Genomic DNA, 19752 nt, shown 5'->3' on the forward strand with positions numbered 1-19752 from the left:
GTCCGTGATCGAACTCGTCCTGCGGATCGGCTTCTCGCTGCTGATCGTGTTCGGCCTGATGTGGGGCTTGGCCAAGGTGGTCCGGCGCCCGCTTACCGGCCGCCACAGGACGCCCAACCTCGCCGTACTGGACCGTCAGCAGCTCGCCCGCGGCGCGGTGGTGACGGTGGTGCAGGTCGCCGACAAGGCACTCATCCTCGGCGTGACCGACCAGTACGTGAGCCTGCTCGGTGAGACCGCGCTGGGGCCGTTCGAGCCGGTTCCGCCGGTGCACACGAAGAAGCGCGACCCGGTCTCGCTGGAGCAGGACGTCACGCTCCCGCCGGTGCACACCAAGAAGCGTGATCCCGTCGCGCTGAGGCCGGAAGCCACGCTCGCGGACGTGACGCTGCCGGCGGACCTGGCGGTACGGCACCGCGGCGGCCGCCTGGACGGCTCACTGCTGTCGCCGAGCACCTGGCGGGCGACCATGGAGTTCCTCCGCGATCGGACGTCGAGGCGATGATGCGCCGCGGGTTCGTACTGCTGCTGACCGGGTTGGCGCTGGCGCTCGCGCCGGCCGCCCCGGCGTCGGCCGACCCAGCCCCGGCCCCGGCGCCCGCCCCGGTCGCTCCCGCACCCGCTCCCGCCCCGGCCGTTCCCGCCCCGGCTCGGCACGCTCCGATGGTTCCTGTGGCGTACCGGGCGCCGGTCGCGCCGACCACACCGGCCGCGCCGATCCCGCCGAGCGGCGCCGTCAACGTCAACGTCAACGTGAACGGCGAGAACCGGCCCGCCAACTCGTTGGTGATCCTGCTCGGCATCACGTTGCTGTGGGTACTGCCCGCGCTGTTGCTGGTGTGCACGCCGTTCACCAAGGTGTTCATGGTCCTGGGGATCGCCCGCAACGCGCTCGGGCTGACCAGCATGCCGCCGAACCAGGTGCTGGCCGGGCTGGCGCTGTTCATCAGCCTGTTCATCATGGGCCCCACGCTGGCCCAGATGAACGAGCAGGGTCTGCAGCCGTACCTCAACGGCACCAAGACGCAGTCGCAGGCGTTCGAGGACGGCATCCAGCCGCTGCGGCAGTTCATGCTCAAGACGACCCGCCCGGACGAGATCGCGCTGATGGTGCGCGTCTCCGGCCAGCCGACGCCGGCGAACCAGGACGACCTGCCGATGACCACGCTGGTGCCCGCGTTCGTACTGTCGGAGCTGCGCGCGGCGTTCATCATCGGATTCGTCATCTTCATCCCGTTCATCATCATCGACATGGTGGTGTCCGCGTCACTGATGTCACTGGGCATGATGATGTTGCCACCGGTGACTGTGGCGCTGCCGTTCAAGTTGTTGCTGTTCGTGCTGGTCAACGGGTGGAGTCTGATCATCACGGCGCTAGTGGCGAGCTACGGATGAACTTCGACGCCCCGCTGGCCACGCTCCTCGCTGTGATGCTCGGAGCAGTACGGGCCGGGGCGTGGCTGGTCGTCAGCCCGCCGTTCAACTCGCGGCTCATCCCGGCTCCGGTCAAGGCGCTGATGTCGGTGGGGATCGCGATACCGATGACGCCGTACCTGACCACGTCGCTGCCCGCGATGACCGCCCCGGCGATCATCGCGAGCGCGGCGCTGCAGTTCTTCGTCGGCGCCTCGCTCGGGTTCATCACCGCGCTGTACTTCGCGGCGCTGCAGGCGGCGGGCGACCTGCTCGACGTGTTCGGCGGTTTCACGCTGGCGTACGCGTTCGACCCGCTGTCGCTGAGCCAGAGCTCGGTGTTCGGCCGCTTCTACAACCTGGTCGCGATGACGCTGCTGTTCGCCACGGACGCGTACCAGATGATCCTGCGCGGGTTTCTGCAGTCGTACGAGACGCTGCCGCTGAACGCGTCGTTCTCGATGGCCACGCTGGGCCGGGTGCTCACCGAGGGGGTGAGCGAGATGTTCCTGGCCGCGCTGCAGATCGCGGGCCCGTTGGTCGCGATCCTGTTTCTCACGGACGTGGCGTTCGGGCTGCTCAACCGCGTGGCGCCCGCTCTGAACGCGTTCCAGCTCGGGTTCCCCGCCAAGATCTTCCTGGTGCTCGCGCTGTCCGGGATCGCGATCGCCGCGCTCCCCCGCGCGCTGGACTCCTTGATCGACAAGGCGGTCACCGCGGTCGTGCAGCTCAGCGGCGGCTGACACCGCGGGTCGGGCTCAGCGCCGGCCGGTTCGCGCCGAACGGGATGACAGCAGACCCGGGGAGGTGACGTGGCCGGCGAGAAGACCGAACAGCCCACCGCGCAACGGCTGAAGAAGGCCAGGCAGGAAGGCCAGATCGGGCGTAGCCAAGACATCGGCGCCTGGGTGGGCATGCTGGCCGCCAGTATCGTGCTGCCCAAGACGCTGAGCGCGGCGATGGATCACTCCCGGGAACTGATGGGCAAGATCCCCGCCACGATCGCCGATCCCGACCCGCACGTCGCCCTCGGCATCCTCCGGGAGGGGCTGCTGAGCGCGACGTGGACCGTGCTCCCGCTGGCCCTGACCATGATGGTGGTCGGCATCGCCGCGGCGGGCGGGCAGGGCGGCATCCGGGTCGCCACCAAGCTGTTCCTGCCGAAGTTCAACCGGCTCAACCCGCTGCCGGGGCTCAAGAAGATGTTCGGCCCCCAGTCGCTGTGGGAGGGCACCAAGGCACTGGTGAAGACGACCGTGCTCGCCGGTGTGCTGTACGCCACGATGAAGGACATGGTGCCGCTGCTCATGACGGCGGGCCGGCTTCCGGTCAGCACCCTGCTCGCGGTGGTCACCGACGGGGCGCTCTCGGTGATCCGGGTCGCCGCCGTGGCGGGCATCGTGATGGCCGCGGCCGACTACTTCGTGGTGCGCCGCCGCACCAACAAGCAACTGCGGATGACCAAGGAAGAGGTCAAGCAGGAGCACAAGAACACCGAGGGTGACCCGCACGTCAAGGGGCAGATCCGCTCCCGGCAGCTGGCCATGGCCCGCAACCGGCAGATGGCCGACGTGCCGACCGCGGACGTGGTGCTGGTCAACCCGACGCACGTGGCCGTGGCGCTGCGCTACGACCCGGCCAAGGGCGCACCCCGCATCGTGGCCAAGGGCCAGGGCGCGATCGCCACGAAGATCCGTGAGCTGGCCACGGAGCACCGCATCCCGATGGTGCAGGACGTGCCGCTGGCCCGGGCCCTGCACAAGGGCACCGAGGTGGGCCACGAGATCCCGGCCGAGTTGTTCGGCGCGGTGGCGAAGGTGCTCGCGTTTGTGATGAGTCTCAAGGCAAAGGGCTCCGCCGCCGGTATGCACCGCAACCCGCACGCAACCACGGCCGCCGCCGCATAGGGGCCAATGTGGGAGATTTACTCACATCCCGGCCATAACCGCGAGACGATGGGCTCGCCGGGCCCGGAAACTGCCGCTCAGTGACCGCGACGGACCGCCGATCAGAAGGACGCCAGGGATGGCGCGCCAGCAGGGCACGGATCGGCCCCGGACTTCCCACACTCGGAAGGTGCCGTGAAGAACAGGAACCTCAGCAGGTTCGCCGTACCCGTCGGGGTTATCGGCATCATCGTGATGATGGTCGTGCCGCTGCCGACCTTCCTCCTCGACCTCCTGATCGCACTGAACATCACCGCAGCCCTGCTGATCCTGTTGGTCAGCATGTTCGTGCAGAAGCCGCTGGACTTCTCGGTCTTCCCCGCGATCCTGCTGGTGGCCACGCTGTTCCGGTTGGCGCTCAACATCAGCGCCACGAGACTCGTGCTGCGCGACGGCGACGCCGGCAAGGTGATCCACGCGTTCGGCAGCTTCGTGGTCGGCGGCAGTCTGGTCATCGGCCTGGTGATCTTCCTGATCCTGATCATCGTGCAGATCGTCGTGGTGACCAAGGGTGCCGAGCGGGTCGCCGAGGTCGGCGCCCGGTTCACCCTCGACGCCATGCCGGGCAAGCAGATGGCGATCGACGCCGACCTGAACGCCGGCCTGATCGACGAGGCCGAGGCCAAGAAACGCCGCGCCGAGGTCGCCGCCGAGGCGGACTTCTACGGCGCCATGGACGGTGGCTCGAAGTTCGTCAAGGGCGACGCCATCGCGGCCATCATCATCACGGTCATCAACCTGGTCGGCGGTTTCACGATCGGCATGATGCAGCAGGGCATGTCCCCGGCCGACGCGATGAACCACTACAGCCTGCTGACCATCGGCGACGGCCTGGTCTCCCAGATCCCGGCCCTGCTGCTCTCGGTCGCCACGGGCCTCATCGTCACCCGCTCGGCCACCTCCGGCGACATGGGCACCAGCGTCAGCCAGCAGCTGAGCCAGAACAAGCTGGCCCTGCGCATCGGCGGCGGCGCGGCGCTCGCGCTGTGTGTCATTCCCGGCCTGCCGAAGATCCCGTTCCTGCTGGTCGGCGCGACCGTGCTGATCATTGCGCAGCGGGTCAAGGACCCGGAGCCCGAGGTCGAGGTCGTCGCCGCCGAGGCGGACCGGCCCTCGCCGGACTCCCCGGACCAGCTCATGGGCGAGATGCGGGTCGACCCGCTGGAACTGGCGCTCTCCCCGGACCTCGTCGACCTCGTCGACTCCGGCGGCGGCGACCTGCTCGACCGGGTCCGCGCCCTGCGCCGCAAGATGGCCCTGGAGCTCGGCATCGTCATGCCGCCGGTGCGTACCCGCGACGACCTCGACCTGCCGCTGTCCTCGTACGCAATCCGGATCTCCGGGATCGACGCCGGCACCGGCCAGGCGCCGCCCGGCACGGTCCTGGCCATCGGCGACGGCCTGCAGGCCCTGCCCGGCCGGGCCGGCGTGGAGCCGGTCTTCGGGCTGGCGGGCAAGTGGGTTCCGCAGGAGCTGCACTACCAGGCCGAGCTGTCCGGCGCCACGGTCGTCGACCGCGCCTCGGTGATCATCACCCACCTGGCCGAGATCGTCCGCGGCAACGCCAGCCGCCTGCTCGGCCGCGAGGACGTGCGGGCGCTGACCGAGACGGTCAAGCGCAGCCACCCGGTCGTGGTGGAGGAGCTGACGCCCGCGCTGCTCAGCCTGGGCCAGATCCAGCGGGTGCTGCAGGGGCTGCTGGACGAGGGTGTGCCGATCCGCGACCTGGTCCGCATCTTCGAGGCGCTCTCGCTGCGCGCCAAGGTGTCGGTCGACCACGACGGCCTGGTCGAGGCCGCCCGCGCCGCGCTGGGCCCGGCCATCGCCGCCCAGTACACCGCGCACGGCCGGCTGTCCGTCATCACGCTCGACCCGATCCTGGAGCAGGGCCTGCTGGAGTCGCTGCGACCCAGCGAGACCGGCGCCTTCATGGCGATCGACGGCCTGAAGGCCGAGGCCATCGTCAGCGAGGCCGGGCACCTCGTCGAGGGCGCCGAGCAGCAGGGGCTCAGCCCCGTGCTGGCCTGCTCCCCGCAACTGCGGCTGCCGCTCATGCGCCTGCTGCGCGCCGGCAGCAAGAAGCTGCAGGTGCTGTCCTACTCGGAGATCTCCGGTTCCACCGCGCAGATCGAGACCATGGGGGTGGTGAACGGTGCCTACGCGGGTGTTGCTTGAGGGACCAGCCATCGAACCACTGCTGGCCCAGGTGCGGGAGGAGTACGGCTCCGGCGTCCGCATCATTTCCGCGGACAAGGTGCGTAGCGGCGGCTTCGGCGGCTTCTTCGCCAAGCAGCACTACGAGCTGGCCGTGGAGGTGCCCGACCCCGAGGACCGGCCCAGCGCGGACCCGTTCCGCCGGGCGGCCACCGCCACCGCCGAGGAGCCCCGCGGCCTGGAACAGCTGCTGGAGCGCGCCGAGTCGCGCGACCGGATCACCCAGGGTGGGGCCTCGGGGGGCCTCGCCGACGACGAGGCCGCCCCGGGGCCCGGCATGGCCGGCAGCGGCGCCGCTTTCGCGCAGCTGATGGCGGGCCTGGACAAGACCGAGGCCGTGCAGGCGTCCGCCCGGCAGGCCCAGGAGCGGCCACAGGCCCAGACGGTACGGCCGTTCCGCCCGTCCGAGGCCAGCGGCTCGCCGGTCAACAACGGCGGCCTGCGCGGTACGGCGACCGGCGCCGGGGCGCGCTCCGGCGGCCTGGGTTCGGCCGCGTCCGGCCTCGGTTCGGCCGCGTCCGGCATGGGCACGGCCGCCTCCGGCATGGGCACGGCCGCATCCGGCATGGGTAGGGCAGCGTCCGGCATGGGTACGGCGGCGCCCGGGATGGGTGGGCCCGCCCTCGGGATGGGCGTGCCGTCGGCCGAGAACCCGGCCGCCGTGCGCCCGCTGCCGCCGGTGCCCAGCCTCGCCGAACTGATGGGCGGCCTCGGCATGACCGACGAGGAGAACGTCCGGTTCGAACGGCACACCCCCACCTCCAGCACCCTCGCCCCCACCCGCTCGGCCGCCGCCGCGTACGGCATGAACCAGACCTCCACGGAGATCGCCACGTTCTCCGCCACCTCGACCGAGCTGCGCCCGGCGCAGAGCGACCCCGTGGTGATGAACCTGCTCTCGGTCGGCATGCCCGAGCAGCTCGCCGCCCAGATCACCGGCGGCGACACGTATGCCGGAGTGCTTTCCGTGCTGGCCGCGCGCCCGTCCGCGCCCGGGATCCCCGAAGCCCCCGGGGACATCCTCGTGCTGGCCGGCGAGGTCGCGCACGCGATCGGCATCGGCAAGCAGCTGCTGCGGGAGATCGACCTGGACGCCAACCACCTGCTGTACGCGGGCCCGTCGGCGGCCGGTACCGGCATGCACTCCTCCCGGGTCATGCACACCCCGGCGCAGGCCGCCGCCCGCGCCGAGAAGCTGCAGTCCGCCGACAACGCCTGGGTCGTGGTGCTGGACGCCCCGGTCGGCGACACCGACCCGATCTGGGTCAACGACATGTGTGACGCGCTCGGCGCGACCGCCGTGTGGGCGGTGGTCGACGCGACCCGCAAGACTCCCGACTCCGCGCGGCACCTGCGCACGCTCGGTGACGTCGAGGCGCTGGTGGTGCACAACGTGGAGATCACCACGGATCCGGCGACCGTGCTCGGCCTGGACGTGCCGATCTACTCGCTGGACGGCCGGCCGGCGACCCCGCACGCCTGGGCGGCGATGCTCTGCGCCCGGATCGCGTCCGACATCGTGCCGATGGCCGCGACGCCACGCCGGGCGGCCCGGGGAAGGTAGCGGATGATCCGTCCGGCCGTCCTGCTGTTCGCGCTGCTGATGAGCGCGCCCGCGGTGTACCGGTACGTCACCGACGACATCGACATCTCGCAGGTGCTGATCCGTTTCCTCATCGCCGTGCCGATCGCCGCGCTGCTGCTGGCCGGCCTGCGCTTCGTGACCGCCGGCTACGGCAAGACCGCCGAGGCGGAGGCGGAGCCCAGCAAGCCCGCCGTCACCCCCGAGGCGGCCAAGCCGGTACCGGACGGTTCGGCCGACCCCGAGTCGGCCGAGCACCCGTCCTGACGCACCGAGCGGCCCGGCGGTGACGGCGACACGCTGATCGCCCGTTTACTCCTATTAAGCCCGCGATGTCTTACGTTACCCCCGGTGTACCCCTACCACACCGGAGGTGAGCCGGGTGTCCGGTGACCGTCCGATCATCGTCGTGGGCTGCCCCCGGTCCGGCACGACGATGCTCCAGCTCATGCTGCATGCTCATCCGCGCATCGCGATCCCGCCCGAGACCCGGTTCGTACTCGACGCGTACCAGGCCCGGCGGGCGTTCGGGGATCTGCGGAATCCGGCGAACCGGTGGACGCTCGCCCGGTGGATCGTCGACCGCCAGCAGACCCGCTTCGCCGATCTGGGCGTGGACCCGGAGCAGGCCGTCCGGGCCATCGTCGCCGGGGCGCCCACCCTCGGCTCCGCCCTGGCGGAGGTCTTCCGGCTGTACGCGGCCCGCTTCGGCCGCCCCCGATGGGGCGACAAGCGCCCCGCCTACCTGCAGAACCTCGACATGATCCTGCGGCTGTTCCCGGACGCCCAGATCGTCAACATCGTCCGCGACGGCCGCGACTGCGTGGCGTCACTGAAGGAGATGTCCTGGCACCGCGACGACCTGTACACCACGGTCGCCGCGTGGGCCCGGGCGGTCGACGACGCCCGCCGGGCGGCCCGGCGCCTCGGCCCGGGCCAGTGGTACCAGCTGCGCTACGAGGACCTGGTGGCCGACCCGGCGACGGAACTGTCCCGGCTGTGCGACTTCCTCGGCGAGACCTACGATCCGGCGATGTCCGAGCCGGGCCGGGTCGCCCGGGTGGCGGTGCCGGCGCACAAGACGTGGCACGAGCGCACCCACGGCCCGGTGACCACGCAGCGGGTCCAAAGTTGGCAGCAACGGCTCAGCCCGGCCGAGGTGGCGCTCTGCGAGACCGCGCTCGGTGGGCGGCTGCGGGCGTGCGGATACGAGCTGTCCGGGGCGTCCCGGGTGGGCGGCGGCGAACTGCTGCGGTACGGCTGGTCGGCGGCGCCGCACCGGCTGGCCCCCGCGAAGCGGGGCCTGACCCGGGCGGCGGCCCGGCTGCGACCGGAGCCGTTGGCGCGCCGGGTGCCCCATGCGCGCTCACCCGAGGCGTGACCGGCGCGGATCAGGCGATCGACAGCGAGAGGGCACCCTTGCCGTAGCGGGCCACCTCGACGGTGAGGTCGAGGCGTTTGCCGAGGGCCAGCAGGTGCGCCCGGGCATCGTTGGGCAGATCCATGCCCGGGTAGATGACCTGGTAGAGCTTGACGCGCGGCGCGCCCTCGACGTTGCTGAAGACGCTGCTCAGCACATTGCAGAGTTCGAAGACGTTCTCTGCAAGGTTCGGGAAGAGCTTCTTCTCCTCGATGCTGTCCTCGGCCGCACCGGCCGGCAACAGACCGAGGGCGGCGCCGGCGTTGGCGGCGAGGCTGAGCTCCATGCCGAGGACCGCGTACAACTGCTGGGAGGTGTCCGTGTAGATGGCGATGACCGCGGTGGGCAGGTCCGCGGCGCCGAGCGGGTTGCCTGGATTGACGCTGACCTCCCGGCCCAGGAGGTCCTCGAAGAGATTGCGGACGGCGAGTGAGCCAGGAATAACCGAGGTATCGGACATGACCACATCATCCCAGGATTGGAGAGAACACCTCGTCGAATTGCTCGGCTGTGAATGGCTTCACGATGAAAAACAGTGACCCCGCCGCCTGCGCCTCGTCCTGCATCTCCTGCGTGCACTCCGAAGTCACGAAGCCGAACTTCACGTTGTTGCCCGCGGCACGCAGCTTGCGCAGAACCTCCACACCGGTCATCTCAGGCATGTTCCAGTCGGAGATGATGAGGTCCGGCTTCTCGTCCTGCGCCTTGTCCAACGTCTCCTTGCCGTCGGAGGCCTCGATGAGGTCGTGCCCGTCGAAGCCGGCCTGGCGCAGGGTGCGAGTGACGATCTGCCGCATGACGCGGCTGTCGTCCGCGATCAGAATCTTCACTCGCCCTCCTCCTTCTTGACGTCCGCGCGGCTCTGCCACATCGAAATGGACACCGGCTCGCCACTCCACAGGCCGTACAGGCCGGTGACCCGCTCGGCCGCGGGGTACTTCGTGGTCGACTCGGGCGCGAGCACGACCTGCGGCAGCGACAGCAGCGCACCGGGCGGCAGCATCGCCTTCACGTTGCCACCTACGATGTTCGCCAGCTCACCGAGCACGTCGGTGAGGTCCTCCTCGCTCACCTCGTCCGGCTCCATGGCCAGGAACGCGGCGGCGGAGCGGCGCGCGGCCGTCATCGAGGTGGCGTACACGACGTGGCCGCTCCAGGATCCGGTGATTGACACCGACGAGTGCACCTCGCACACCTGGGTGGCGTCCCCGGTGGCGATCAGCGGGTCGACCCCCTCGGGGTCCAGATACGACATCCAGACCTGCTCGACCATTTCGGCGAGCTCGGCCTCACTCACCACGACATCGACGCTCATGAGTTTGCTCCGGTGGGAACGAGGCCCAGCAGGGCCAGCTTCTCGATCATTGCGCCCTCCGTGAAGGGCTTGATGACATATTCGTGGGCACCCGCGGCCAGCGCGCGGACGATCTGGCTCTGTTCACTCTCGGTCGTGACCATCACCAGGGTCATTTCGCGCAGTCGCGGATCCGAACGGACCTTCGTCACGAACTCGAGCCCGTTCATGTTCGGCATGTTCCAGTCGATGAGGGCCAGCTCCGGCACCTCGTCCATCCCGTTGAGCAGGTCGAGGGCCTCCTGGCCGTCACCCGCCTCCACCGCTTCGAAGTTCAGCTTCGCGACGATGCGCTTCAGGATCATTCGCATCGCGCGAGAGTCGTCGATCACCATGGCGCGCATCGCGTGCTCATCCCCTCTTGGCGGTACCGGCTGGCACCGCGGCTCGGATCTTGTAGGCGGACGTCCGACCGGCCGCCACCCGTTCGTAGTTGTCATCGATGCCGATCGTCGTCTCCGCGGCGCCGAGGAACAGCCAGCCGTCCGGCCGGAGCAACTTGGCGACGTTGTGCAGCACCGACTTCTTCGTAGCCACGTCGAAATAGATGAGCACGTTCCGGAGAAAAATGACGTCAAACGGCGGCATCGCCGGAATCGGCGCGGTCAGATTCATCAGCCGGAACGACACGTTGCGCCGCAATGTCGGCGCGACCCGCCAGTGCGTGCCTATCCGGTCAAAGTACTGCACGAGGGTGGTCGCGGGCAGGCCGCGGTTCACCTCGACCTGGCTGTATTCGCCCTTTTCGGCGCGCCCGATCATCTCCGTGGAGATGTCGCTGCCCATGATCTCGTAGCCCCACCCGCTCGGCAGGGCCTCCTGCATCGTGATCGCCAGGCTGTACGCCTCCTGCCCGCTGGAACTGGCGGCGGACCACACCCGCAGCTTGCGGGCGCTGGCCCGGGCCTGCACCAGCTCGGGCAGCACCACCTCGGTCAGGGCGGTGAACGGCTCGCGGTCGCGGAACCACGAGGTCTCGTTCGTGGTCAGCGCGTCGACGATGCGCTGCTGGTCGGCGACGTTCGGGCGGCGTTGCAGCCCGGCCAGGAACTCGCCGACGCTGCCCGCACCGAGCTGCCGGGCGACCGGAATCAGCCGCGCCTCGACCAGGTACTCCTTGCCGGGGGCCAGCACGATCGCCGCTTCCCGCTTGACCAGTTGGGACACGAAGGCGAAGTCCGATTGTGACAACGTCATCGGGCCACCGCCGCGGAACGTCCGACCTTCAAGCGGCTGACCAGGGCGGCCGGAATCCGGTCCAGCGGCAGCACCTCGTCCGCCAGGCCGGCCGCTACCACCGCCCCGGGCATGCCCCACACCACCGACGTCGCCTCATCCTGCGCCAACACCTCGGCTCCCGCCTCCCGCAACACCTTCGCTCCGACACGTCCGTCGTGCCCCATTCCGGTCAGCACCGCCGCGTAGGCGTTCCCGCCGAAGATCTCGGCGACCGACCGGAACATCACGTCGACCGCCGGACGGCACGAGTTCTCCGGCGGTGCACTGCTGAGCTGGGTCACGATCGCGTTGCCGCGGCGCTGCAGCACCAGGTGCCGGTCGCCCTGCGCGATGTAGACCGTGCCCACACTGAGCTCCATCCCGTCGGCGGCCTCGACGACGCGCAACGGGGTACTGCGGTCCAGCCGCTCGGCGAACATGCGGGTGAAGACCGGCGGCATGTGCTGGGTGACCACGACCGGCACCGGCAGGTCCCCGGGCAACGCCAGCAGCACCTTGGTCAGCGCGTCCGGTCCGCCGGTCGAGCAGCCGACCGCCAGCACGTCCACCCGGCCACCGGGCCGCTTGCGTACCGGCGCGGCCGGGCGGGCCAGCGGCGGCACCGCCAGGCGGTTCGGTGTGGCCGTGCCGCCACGCGGCGGTGCCGCGCCCGGACGGGCCGGGGGCGGCGCGGGCCGGGCCGGGCGCTGCCAGCCCGCCAGCGCCAGGATCTTCGGCACCAGCTGCTCGCGTACGGCCGCGATGGACTGCGCGATCGAGCCGACGTTCGACGGCTTGGTGACGTAGTCGGTGGCACCCGCGGACAGCGCCTCCAGCGTGGCGGTGGCGCCCGCGGCCGACAGCGTGCTGAACATGATGACCGGCAGCCTCGGATGCCGCTTACGCAGCTCCCGGACCGCTTCGATGCCGTTCATCTGCGGCATCTCGATGTCCATGGTCACGACGTCGGGCTTGAGCCGGTCGATCTTCGCCTGGGCCAGCAGGCCGTTCGCGGCCGTGCCGACGACCTCGATGTTCGGGGAATCGCCGAGGGCGTCCACGATGAGCCGCCGCACGACGACGGAGTCGTCGACGACGAGCACGGAAATCATTCGGGCCACCCTCCTCTCACCCCAGCCAGGTCGGTCCCAGCGCCGCGATGACCGGCGCGAGCAGCCGGTGTGCCGTGGCGGTGTCCAGCAAGTCCTTGACCACCAGCGCCTGCACGGCGCCGCTGAGCATGTTCCAGATCCCGCCGGCCCGGTCGGCCAACGGGATCGCCGCGATGTCGATCGCCTGAACCAGCAGCATCTGCGCCGCCGCGGCCGTTCGGACGCGGTCGGACAGATACGCCGCCCAGGACGCCGAGTGCACCGCCGGCGACCAGCCACCCGCGTTGCGGCGGGCGTCCTCGGCGGACTGCACCAGCCGGTTCAGGTCGGCCGGCCGGATCGAGCGCAGCCGCTCCAGCAGCGCCGAGATCGCGTAGTGGTGCGGTCCCAGGTCGATCGGTGCGCCGGTGGGCAGTTTCTTCACCGCGGCGACCCAGCCCGCGCCGAGCATCCGGCGGGTCTGCTCGTCCAGCACCTCACGCAGGTAGCTGGCGACCGCCGCGTCGCACAGCAGCGCCGTGGCGGACGCCGCGGCCTCGCTCTGCGTCGCGTCCCGCCCGGTGCCCTGCCAGGTCCACGCCATCACGTCGTAGCGGATGCAGGTGAGCAGCGCGTCCACCGAACCGATCGGCGCCCGTTCGATCAACGCCAGCGAACTGGCGTCGTTGCCGACCCCCTTGAGGGTCGGCAACCGGCGCGACGCGCTCTCCACCTCGACCCACAACGGGCCGCGCACACCTTCGTCGGGCAGCCGCTCCGCAAGCACCGGCAGGTCCCCGAGCTGCAGCTTCAGGGCACGCAGGAGCACCTCGGCGGTGGCCGACCCGCCACCGAGGCGGGTCAGGTCGAAGCCGAGGACAGGAGCGCTGACCAGGCTGTACATCAGGTCGTAGCGCGGTACGTGTCGACGGCCTGGTTGACATCCAGGGCCAACATGAGCCGCCCGTCCAGCTTGAACGTACCCACCACCAGCTCGCGGGTCGGCCCGCTGAGCGTGTCCGGCGGCGGCTCGAACGCCTCGTCCTCGAGGTCCACGACCTCGCCGATGCGGTCGACGAGCAGGCTGACCGGCTCGCGCTCCCCGCTACCGCGGATGATGACGTTCATGACCGGGCCCTCGAGCGCCTGCCGGTTGAGGCCGAGCTGCACCCGCAGGTCGACCGCGGCGATCACCTGGCCACGCAGGTTGAACAGCCCGCCGACGGCCGGCGGGGCCAACGGCACGGGGGTGTACTCGTTGTACGAGAGCACCTCCTGGACGGTGTCCACCTCGACACCGAACAACTGGTCTGCCACTTCGAAAGTGGCGAACTGACGACTCGCCATGTCAGGCCTCCACCAGCAGCTCGTCGGTCGTGTCACGGTAGAAGTTCGGGTCGGCGGCGAGGATCGCGCGCCGCACGTCCAGCAGCTCGGTGACCCGCTGCTGGATCACCGCGGTGCCGACCAGGCCGTCCTCCTCCGCGTCGCGGCGGGCGGTCGTCTCGTTCTCGGCGATGTCGACGATCCGGTCGACCACCAGGGCCACGCTGCGCGGGCCCTCGCTGTAGACCACCACCGGCACGGTGTCCCCTTCCGGTTCCTCGCTGTACGCCCCGAGCAGCTGCGACAGTCGCACCAGCGGCAGGATCTGCCCGCGGTACTGCACGACCTCGCGGGAGCCGGCCTGCTCGATGCGGTCCCGCGGGAACTCCTCCAGGCGGGTGACCGTGTCCAGCGGGATGGCGACCCGGCGCTCGCCGACCGCGGTGATGAGCAGGCGCTCGCCCCGGTCGCCGGTGCCGACGGCGCGCGAGGCGCCGACGATGTTCTCCCGTTCGGCGTCCGCGCCCAGGTGGGAGCGGCGCGCCAGCGAGGAGATGTCGAGGATCAGGCCGACCTTGCCGTCGCCGAGGATCGTGGCGCCCGCGTACAGGCCGATGTCCTTCAGGCGGCTGTTGAGGGCCTTGACCACGACTTCCTCGGTGTTGAGGACGCGGTCCACGACGAGCCCGAAGCGGCGCCCGTCGGCCTGCAGCACCATGATGTAGACGCCCTGGTCGCTGCCGACGTCGAAGCCGAGCGCGCGGTCCAGCCGGACCAGCGGCAGCAGCTTGCCACGCAGGCGGTACACGGGGGCGCCGGAGGCGTACTCGATCTTCGTGCTGTTGCCGTCGATGAAGACCAGCTCGAGCACCGCGACCTGCGGCACCACGTACCGCTGGTCGCCGCAGTCGACCGTGAGCGCCTGGATGATGGCCAGGGTCAGCGGGATGGTGAGGCGCCAGACGGTGCCCTGGCCGGGGGTCGAGTCGACGCTGACCGCGCCGCCGATCCGCTCGATGTTGGTCTTCACCACGTCCATGCCGACGCCGCGGCCGGAGACGTTGGTGACCTTCTGCGCGGTGCTGAAGCCGGGCTGGAAGACCAGCGCCATGATCTCGCGCTTGTCCATGGTGGCGACCTGGTCGGCGCGGATCAGACCGTTCTCGACGGCCTTCTGCGCGATCCGCTCCACGTTGAGGCCGGCGCCGTCGTCGGCGACCTCGACCGCGACGTGCCCACCCTCGTGGTACGCGCGCAGCGCCAGGGTGCCCTCCGGCGACTTGCCGTTGGCGACCCGGACGTCGGCCTCTTCGATGCCGTGGTCGACCGCGTTGCGCACCAGGTGGGTCAGCGGGTCCTTGACCGCCTCGAGCAGGCTGCGGTCGAGCTCGGTCTCCTTGCCCTCCATGACCAGCTGGACCTGCTTGCCCAGGCCGGTGCTGAGGTCGCGGACGACCCGGGGCAGCTTCGACCAGATGTGCTCGATCGGCTGCATCCGGGTCTTCATGATCCCTTCCTGCAGCTCGCTGGTGATCATGCCGAGCCGCTGGGCGCTGCGCACGAGGCCGGAGTCACCCAGCTCCATCACGCCGCGGACGAGCTGGTTACGCGCCAGCACCAGCTCGCCGACCATGTTCATCAGGTTGTCCAGCAGGTCCACGTCGACGCGGATCGCGGAGTCCGCGACGCTGCGCTTGGGAGCCTGGGTCTGCAGGGCCTCGGAGACGGCCGCGGGGGCCGCCTTGCCCTCCTCCAGCAGGATGGTGCCGAGCTTGCGCTCGTCGCCCTCGAGCTGCTGCTGCAGCGCCGAGCTGACGTCGGACGGGCTGGTCGCGCCGGACTCGACGAGCATCTCGCCGAGCGGACGGCGCTGGCCCTCGACCGGCTCGGGCGCGGGGCGCGCCGGCGTCTCCGCCAGCGGGACCGGTACCTCCGCGGGCGCCTCGGCCTCGGCGGCCGGAGCGGCCGGGGCGGCCTCCAGGGCGGGTGCCTCGGACTGCATCTGGGCGTGCACGGACGCGATGATGCCGTCGACGTTGATGTCGCCCTCGGAGCCCCGGTGCTCGATGGCCGCCAGCAGCGAACGGACGCCGTCGATCGTGGCCAGCAGCGTCGTGATCGTCTCGGGCGTCACCGGCTGTACGCCGTCACGCAGCCGGGACAGCAGCGACTCGCCCGCGTGCGCCAGCGTCTCGAGCCGGGTGAAGGCGAGGAACCCGCTGGTGCCCTTGATGGTGTGAATCGCCCGGAAGATACGGGCGATCAGCTCCCGCGAGCCCGGGTTCTGTTCCAGGGCGACGAGGTCCCGGTCGATCTGGTCGAGATTCTCATGGCTCTCCATGAGAAATTCGCCAACGATCTCACCAAGGTCTTCCACGGCCTACCTCCTGCTCGGGGCTTCCTGTTCCCTCATCGACTCCCGGGGCCGCCACCTGAGGACACCGCGCCCAGTGCCCTCGGCGGATTCAGCTCTCCCCTCCCGGGCGCCGGTATCGGTAGCCGAATCCGCGCACGGACTCGATCGGTGATTCGTCCGGGTCCGACCAGCCGAGCTTGCGGCGCAGCCGCAGGACCGCGAACTTGACCCGTTCTTGACCGATTCCAGTGGGGTCGTCCCATGCCTGGGTCAGCAGCTGGTTGGGCGACAGCACCGCGCCGGCGTGCCGGACCAGCGCGTTGAGCAGGCGGAACTCGGTCGGTGTGAGACGTTTCTCATCGCCCTTGACGTACACGCGGCGCTTGGTGGGGTCCAGGTGCACGAGCCCGTCGTCGTAGATCTGGCTGGCCCAGCTGTTCTGCCCGGCCGACGAGCGGCGCAGCAGCGCCTCGACCCGGGCGAGGAGTTCGTTGTTGGCGAACGGCTTCGTCAGGTAGTCGTCGGCGCCGCCGCGCAGGCCGCGGACCTTCTCGGCCTCCTGGCCGTGCGCGGTGAGCACCAGCACGGGTACGTCGGAGACGTCACGCAGCCGTTCCAACACCTGCCAGCCGTCCATCTCCGGCAGGCCGACGTCGAGCACCACCAGGTCGGGGTGCTCCGCGTACGCCTCCTTGAGGCCGGTACGCCCGTCCCCGGCGTGCGCGACCTCGTACCCCGCCCGGCTGAACAGCAGCCGCAGGGCGAGCGCGATGTCCGGGTCGTCCTCGACGACCAGGAGGCGACTCATGCCCTCATCCCCATGGCATACACCCCCGCTGTGCGTCGGCAGACGCGGTGCCCCGGCCCGCCTGGCGCGGCGTCGGCCAACTTCGTGGCGAGATGCCCCACGATAGCTAGACAAACGTCACCGGGTCGGTCGTATGACGACCTAGTGGTTCATATACGGACAGTGACAGTTTAGCGTGCTCATCCCCCGCCGGGGCCGGTCCGGGCGGATCCGCCGACTTCGACCTCAGGCCCCTCAGCAGGCACGTCCCGCCCCGGCACCCCCGGGGCGCGCAAACCGGCCGTCCGTACCGCCACCGCGCGTGCTTACCCAGCGTCCTTACCCCGACTGGCGGTGGCCATCCCACCAGGCTGACACGGACGCCGACGACGAACATCGCGAACCACGAAATGTGAGACAAAAACGCCACAAGCCGGTCCGATAGCCAAGGAGGGCGATTGGCGCCCACCCGTGGACCCGGAGGCAGAACGTGTTCCATTCCGCCGTACCCAAGCTAGCCGTGCTCGCCGCCGCAGCGCTGCCCGTGCTCGTGGCACCGACGCCGGCCCAGGCCGGAAGCCCCAGCCCGGCGATCATCGCCGCGCGGCTCATGGCCCGCCTGCCCGCCCCGGCCCTGGATCTGATGTCCCAGCTCGTCACGAAGACCAACCAGCAGCGGTGGGCGAACGGCTGCGGGCTCCTGGCCGTCGACCAGGAGCTGATCATCGCCTCGGTCCAGCAGAGCGCGCACATGGCCTTCACCGGCGACCTCAACCACGTGTGGCTCGACGGCTCCACGTTCGTGACCCGCTCGCGCGCCGCCGGATACACCCAGCCGTCCGGAGAGAACATCGCCTGGGGCTACCCGACCGCCGACGACGTGATCGCCGCCTGGATGGCCAGCCCGGAGCACCGGGCGAACATGCTCGACTGCACCGCCCGCTCCATCGGCACGGGGGTCAGCTTCGGCGCGGACGGCAGGCCGTACTACACGCAGCTCTTCGGCCGGCTCTGAGCGCGCCGCCGGGGGTGCTCAGAGCGCGCAGTTCACCAGGACCGGTTCGGGGTGCAGTTCGACCCCGAACCGGGCACGCACCCCGTCACGGATCTCCCGGGCCAGTGCCAGCAGCGCGGTGGTGGTGCCGCCGCCCCGGTTGGTCAGCGCGAGGGTGTGCTTCGTGGAGATCGCCACGCCGTCCCGGCCGTACCCCTTCGGGAAGCCGGCCTGCTCGATCAGCCAGGCCGCCGGCACCTTGACCGCGCCCTGCTCCCCCGGCCAGGACGGCGGGTCCGCCCGCTCGCGCAGGGCCGCCCACTGTGCCGCCGACAGCACGGGGTTGGTGAAGAACGACCCCACCGACCAGGTGTCGCGGTCCTCGGCGTCGAGCACCATGCCCTTGCCCGCGCGCAGCTTCAGCACCGCGTCCCGGGCCAGTTGCAGCGGCACCCGCTCGCCCACCTCCACGCCGAGACGGCGGGCCAGCTCCGCGTACCGGATCGGGGCCGAGTCGCCCGAGACCGCCAGCCGGAAGTCGACCTCCAGCACCACCCAGCGGTCGGTGTGCTTGAAGACGCTGGACCGGTAGCCGAACCCACACTCCGTGGGGGTGTAGGCGCGCACCTCGTCGGCCCTGCGGTCGTACGCGTGCACCGCCACGATCGTGTGGGCCACCTCCTGGCCGTACGCGCCGACGTTCTGGATCGGCGTCGCCCCCGCGCTGCCGGGGATGCCGGACAGGCACTCCAGGCCGGACAGGCCGTCGGCCACCGTCCGGGCGACCACGTCGTCCCACGGCTCGCCGGCGGCCACCCGCACCACCGCCCCGGTGGCGTCCCGGGAGACCACCCGCGTCCCGGTGGTGCGCAGCAGCAGCACCGGGCCCGGGAATCCCGCGTCGCCGACCACCACGTTGCTGCCCCCGGCCAGCACGAACACCGGCTCGCCCGCCGACGTCGCCGCGCGGACCGCGGCGACCGCCTCGCCGGACTCGGTCGCCACCGTCAACGCTCCCGCGGGGCCACCGAGGCGTAGCGTCGTGTACGCCCCCAGCGAACGCGCGGCCGCTGGGGATGCGGTGGTCTCCCGGTCAGCACTAACGTCAGGCACGACGTTCACCCTAGGGCGCGAGCGCCCGGGGTGCCTCACGCGGTCGGGGTTGAGCGGAGATTCCGATGAACAGGCTGCACGCGACGAAGGACTTCTGGCTTGCGGCCCTGCGCGCCGACGGGCCCGCCCTGCAGGACGCCCTCGCGGAGGCGGACCCCGACCTCCCGATTCCGCCCCACCCCGGGTGGAGCGCGGCCGACCTGGCCGGACACCTGACCACCGAGCTGCACTGGGTACGCGAACACACCCCGCGCGGCGTGACCGACCCACCGGCCGACCCGGTCCCGGTCGACCCGCGCCCCGCCTGGCCCGACGCGCTGGACGGCCTGCGCCGGGAGCTGACCGGCACGATCGAGACGCTCGACGCGATCGACGCCGAGCTGCCCGCCTGGAACTGGGCGCCGCAGCCGAAGAAGGCCGCGTTCTGGCAGCGCCGGATGGCCCACGAGATCGCGCTGCGCCGCTGGGAGGCCGAGACGGCGGTCGGGCGGGCCACCCCGCTGGAGACCAAGCTGGCCGCGGACGGCATCAGCGAGGTGCTGGACACCTGGCTGCCGGCCGGGCGGCGCACCGGCCCGACCGACGTGCACGGGGTGGTGCACCTGGTGGCCACGGACGCGGCGTACGACTGGTTCGTCCGGCTGCGCGGCACCGGAGTGGCGCTGCTGGACACCGGCACGATCCTCGACTCCGACGACCACCACGCCCGCGCCGAGGCCAGCGGCACCGCCAGCGAGCTGCTGCTCACCCTGACCGGTCGCCGCCCTACCGACGCGCTGGTCACCACGGGCGACCCCCGGCTGTTCGCCGCGCTCCAAGTGGGCTGAACCGCCCGGTTCCGGAATCGGCGCCCCCCTCCCCGGCAGGCCGGTGGCCGTATGCTTTACCGGTTAAGTGCGGCGCCCGGCGACCGCATCGGCGGCGGGCAGGAAGCGGTG

21 protein-coding genes are annotated in these 19752 nt (G+C 70.8%); 10 read left to right on the top strand and 11 right to left on the bottom strand.

The window, feature by feature from the left end; all coding sequences use genetic code 11:
* Positions 1 to 4 precede the first annotated feature (4 nt).
* From EV385_RS11065 to EV385_RS11100, 8 genes are all read left to right on the top strand, one after another.
* Positions 5 to 505, top strand: a complete 501-nt coding sequence (locus EV385_RS11065; RefSeq protein ID WP_130509395.1) for a FliO/MopB family protein — start codon at positions 5 to 7, stop codon at positions 503 to 505.
* The gene (gene fliP, locus EV385_RS11070; RefSeq protein WP_242624827.1) at positions 505 to 1395 is read left to right on the top strand and encodes a flagellar type III secretion system pore protein FliP; all 891 of its coding nucleotides are present in this window, start codon (positions 505 to 507) and stop codon (positions 1393 to 1395) included. The genes EV385_RS11065 and fliP overlap by 1 nt, the downstream gene beginning before the upstream one ends.
* Positions 1392 to 2156: a flagellar biosynthetic protein FliR gene (locus EV385_RS11075; RefSeq protein ID WP_130509397.1), complete on the top strand. Its 765-nt coding sequence runs from the start codon at positions 1392 to 1394 to the stop codon at positions 2154 to 2156. Before fliP ends, EV385_RS11075 begins: the two co-directional genes overlap by 4 nt.
* Positions 2157 to 2225: 69 nt before the next feature.
* Positions 2226 to 3320: an EscU/YscU/HrcU family type III secretion system export apparatus switch protein gene (locus tag EV385_RS11080; protein WP_130509398.1), complete on the top strand. Its 1095-nt coding sequence runs from the start codon at positions 2226 to 2228 to the stop codon at positions 3318 to 3320.
* Positions 3321 to 3494: 174 nt separating this feature from the next.
* A complete protein-coding gene (locus tag EV385_RS11085) occupies positions 3495 to 5534 on the top strand; it encodes a flagellar biosynthesis protein FlhA (RefSeq protein WP_130509399.1) in 2040 nt (679 codons plus the stop codon).
* The gene (locus tag EV385_RS11090) at positions 5524 to 7137 is read left to right on the top strand and encodes a hypothetical protein (protein ID WP_130509400.1); all 1614 of its coding nucleotides are present in this window, start codon (positions 5524 to 5526) and stop codon (positions 7135 to 7137) included. Before EV385_RS11085 ends, EV385_RS11090 begins: the two co-directional genes overlap by 11 nt.
* A gap of 3 nt (positions 7138 to 7140) precedes the next feature.
* Positions 7141 to 7422 carry a hypothetical protein gene (locus EV385_RS11095; RefSeq protein ID WP_130509401.1) on the top strand — a complete coding sequence of 94 codons (282 nt, stop codon included), beginning with the start codon at positions 7141 to 7143 and terminating at the stop codon, positions 7420 to 7422.
* Between the two features lie 115 nt (positions 7423 to 7537).
* The gene (locus EV385_RS11100; protein ID WP_130509402.1) at positions 7538 to 8536 is read left to right on the top strand and encodes a sulfotransferase family protein; all 999 of its coding nucleotides are present in this window, start codon (positions 7538 to 7540) and stop codon (positions 8534 to 8536) included.
* A gap of 10 nt (positions 8537 to 8546) precedes the next feature.
* Here the strand turns inward: EV385_RS11100 and EV385_RS11105 are convergent, their stop codons facing one another.
* From EV385_RS11105 to EV385_RS11150, 10 genes are all read right to left on the bottom strand, one after another.
* Entirely contained in the window at positions 8547 to 9035 is a 489-nt protein-coding gene (locus tag EV385_RS11105) for a hypothetical protein (protein WP_130509403.1), read from the bottom strand.
* A 7-nt stretch (positions 9036 to 9042) separates the two neighbouring features.
* The gene (locus EV385_RS11110; RefSeq protein WP_130509404.1) at positions 9043 to 9405 is read right to left on the bottom strand and encodes a response regulator; all 363 of its coding nucleotides are present in this window, start codon (positions 9403 to 9405) and stop codon (positions 9043 to 9045) included.
* Entirely contained in the window at positions 9402 to 9890 is a 489-nt protein-coding gene (locus EV385_RS11115; protein WP_130509405.1) for a chemotaxis protein CheX, read from the bottom strand. The genes EV385_RS11110 and EV385_RS11115 overlap by 4 nt, the downstream gene beginning before the upstream one ends.
* A complete protein-coding gene (locus tag EV385_RS11120) occupies positions 9887 to 10273 on the bottom strand; it encodes a response regulator (RefSeq protein ID WP_130509406.1) in 387 nt (128 codons plus the stop codon). The genes EV385_RS11115 and EV385_RS11120 overlap by 4 nt, the downstream gene beginning before the upstream one ends.
* Before the next feature lie 7 nt (positions 10274 to 10280).
* Positions 10281 to 11126: a CheR family methyltransferase gene (locus EV385_RS11125; protein ID WP_130509407.1), complete on the bottom strand. Its 846-nt coding sequence runs from the start codon at positions 11124 to 11126 to the stop codon at positions 10281 to 10283.
* Positions 11123 to 12259 (bottom strand): protein-glutamate methylesterase/protein-glutamine glutaminase, encoded by a 1137-nt coding sequence (locus EV385_RS11130; protein ID WP_130509408.1) that lies wholly within the window; start codon positions 12257 to 12259, stop codon positions 11123 to 11125. The genes EV385_RS11125 and EV385_RS11130 overlap by 4 nt, the downstream gene beginning before the upstream one ends.
* Positions 12260 to 12275: 16 nt before the next feature.
* The gene (locus tag EV385_RS11135; RefSeq protein WP_130509409.1) at positions 12276 to 13142 is read right to left on the bottom strand and encodes a hypothetical protein; all 867 of its coding nucleotides are present in this window, start codon (positions 13140 to 13142) and stop codon (positions 12276 to 12278) included.
* Entirely contained in the window at positions 13142 to 13585 is a 444-nt protein-coding gene (locus tag EV385_RS11140) for a chemotaxis protein CheW (protein WP_130509410.1), read from the bottom strand. The genes EV385_RS11135 and EV385_RS11140 overlap by 1 nt, the downstream gene beginning before the upstream one ends.
* Position 13586: 1 nt before the next feature.
* On the bottom strand, positions 13587 to 15905 hold the full coding sequence (locus tag EV385_RS11145; protein ID WP_242624828.1) for a chemotaxis protein CheA: 2319 nt from the start codon (positions 15903 to 15905) through the stop codon (positions 13587 to 13589).
* Between the two features lie 124 nt (positions 15906 to 16029).
* A complete protein-coding gene (locus EV385_RS11150; RefSeq protein WP_130509412.1) occupies positions 16030 to 16728 on the bottom strand; it encodes a response regulator transcription factor in 699 nt (232 codons plus the stop codon).
* A gap of 469 nt (positions 16729 to 17197) precedes the next feature.
* Here EV385_RS11150 and EV385_RS11155 point away from each other — a divergent pair, with 469 nt between their 5' ends.
* On the top strand, positions 17198 to 17722 hold the full coding sequence (locus EV385_RS11155) for a CAP domain-containing protein (RefSeq protein ID WP_130509413.1): 525 nt from the start codon (positions 17198 to 17200) through the stop codon (positions 17720 to 17722).
* 18 nt (positions 17723 to 17740) lie between these two features.
* Here EV385_RS11155 and EV385_RS11160 read toward each other — a convergent pair whose 3' ends face one another.
* Positions 17741 to 18814, bottom strand: coding sequence for a UDP-N-acetylmuramate dehydrogenase (locus tag EV385_RS11160; protein ID WP_130509414.1), 1074 nt, complete (start codon positions 18812 to 18814; stop codon positions 17741 to 17743).
* A 65-nt stretch (positions 18815 to 18879) separates the two neighbouring features.
* Here EV385_RS11160 and EV385_RS11165 point away from each other — a divergent pair, with 65 nt between their 5' ends.
* Positions 18880 to 19641: a maleylpyruvate isomerase family mycothiol-dependent enzyme gene (locus EV385_RS11165; protein WP_130509415.1), complete on the top strand. Its 762-nt coding sequence runs from the start codon at positions 18880 to 18882 to the stop codon at positions 19639 to 19641.
* The last annotated feature ends 111 nt before the right edge of the window (positions 19642 to 19752 follow it).

This window comes from Krasilnikovia cinnamomea (assembly GCF_004217545.1).
Classification (GTDB): Bacteria; Actinomycetota; Actinomycetes; order Mycobacteriales; family Micromonosporaceae; genus Actinoplanes; species Actinoplanes cinnamomeus.

Bases quoted from the DNA above. Each gene is read 5' to 3' on its own strand.
- EV385_RS11120 (WP_130509406.1), bottom strand. From the start codon at position 10,273: ATGCGCGCCATGGTGATCGACGACTCTCGCGCGATGCGAATGATCCTG.
- EV385_RS11115 (WP_130509405.1), bottom strand. From the start codon at position 9,890: ATGAGCGTCGATGTCGTGGTGAGTGAGGCCGAGCTCGCCGAAATGGTC.
- EV385_RS11135 (WP_130509409.1), bottom strand. From the start codon at position 13,142: ATGTACAGCCTGGTCAGCGCTCCTGTCCTCGGCTTCGACCTGACCCGC.
- fliP (WP_242624827.1), top strand. From the start codon at position 505: ATGCGCCGCGGGTTCGTACTGCTGCTGACCGGGTTGGCGCTGGCGCTC.
- EV385_RS11145 (WP_242624828.1), bottom strand. From the start codon at position 15,905: ATGGAGAGCCATGAGAATCTCGACCAGATCGACCGGGACCTCGTCGCC.
- EV385_RS11105 (WP_130509403.1), bottom strand. From the start codon at position 9,035: ATGTCCGATACCTCGGTTATTCCTGGCTCACTCGCCGTCCGCAATCTC.
- EV385_RS11165 (WP_130509415.1), top strand. From the start codon at position 18,880: ATGAACAGGCTGCACGCGACGAAGGACTTCTGGCTTGCGGCCCTGCGC.
- EV385_RS11125 (WP_130509407.1), bottom strand. From the start codon at position 11,126: ATGACGTTGTCACAATCGGACTTCGCCTTCGTGTCCCAACTGGTCAAG.
- EV385_RS11150 (WP_130509412.1), bottom strand. From the start codon at position 16,728: ATGAGTCGCCTCCTGGTCGTCGAGGACGACCCGGACATCGCGCTCGCC.
- EV385_RS11130 (WP_130509408.1), bottom strand. From the start codon at position 12,259: ATGATTTCCGTGCTCGTCGTCGACGACTCCGTCGTCGTGCGGCGGCTC.
- EV385_RS11140 (WP_130509410.1), bottom strand. From the start codon at position 13,585: ATGGCGAGTCGTCAGTTCGCCACTTTCGAAGTGGCAGACCAGTTGTTC.
- EV385_RS11095 (WP_130509401.1), top strand. From the start codon at position 7,141: ATGATCCGTCCGGCCGTCCTGCTGTTCGCGCTGCTGATGAGCGCGCCC.
- EV385_RS11075 (WP_130509397.1), top strand. From the start codon at position 1,392: ATGAACTTCGACGCCCCGCTGGCCACGCTCCTCGCTGTGATGCTCGGA.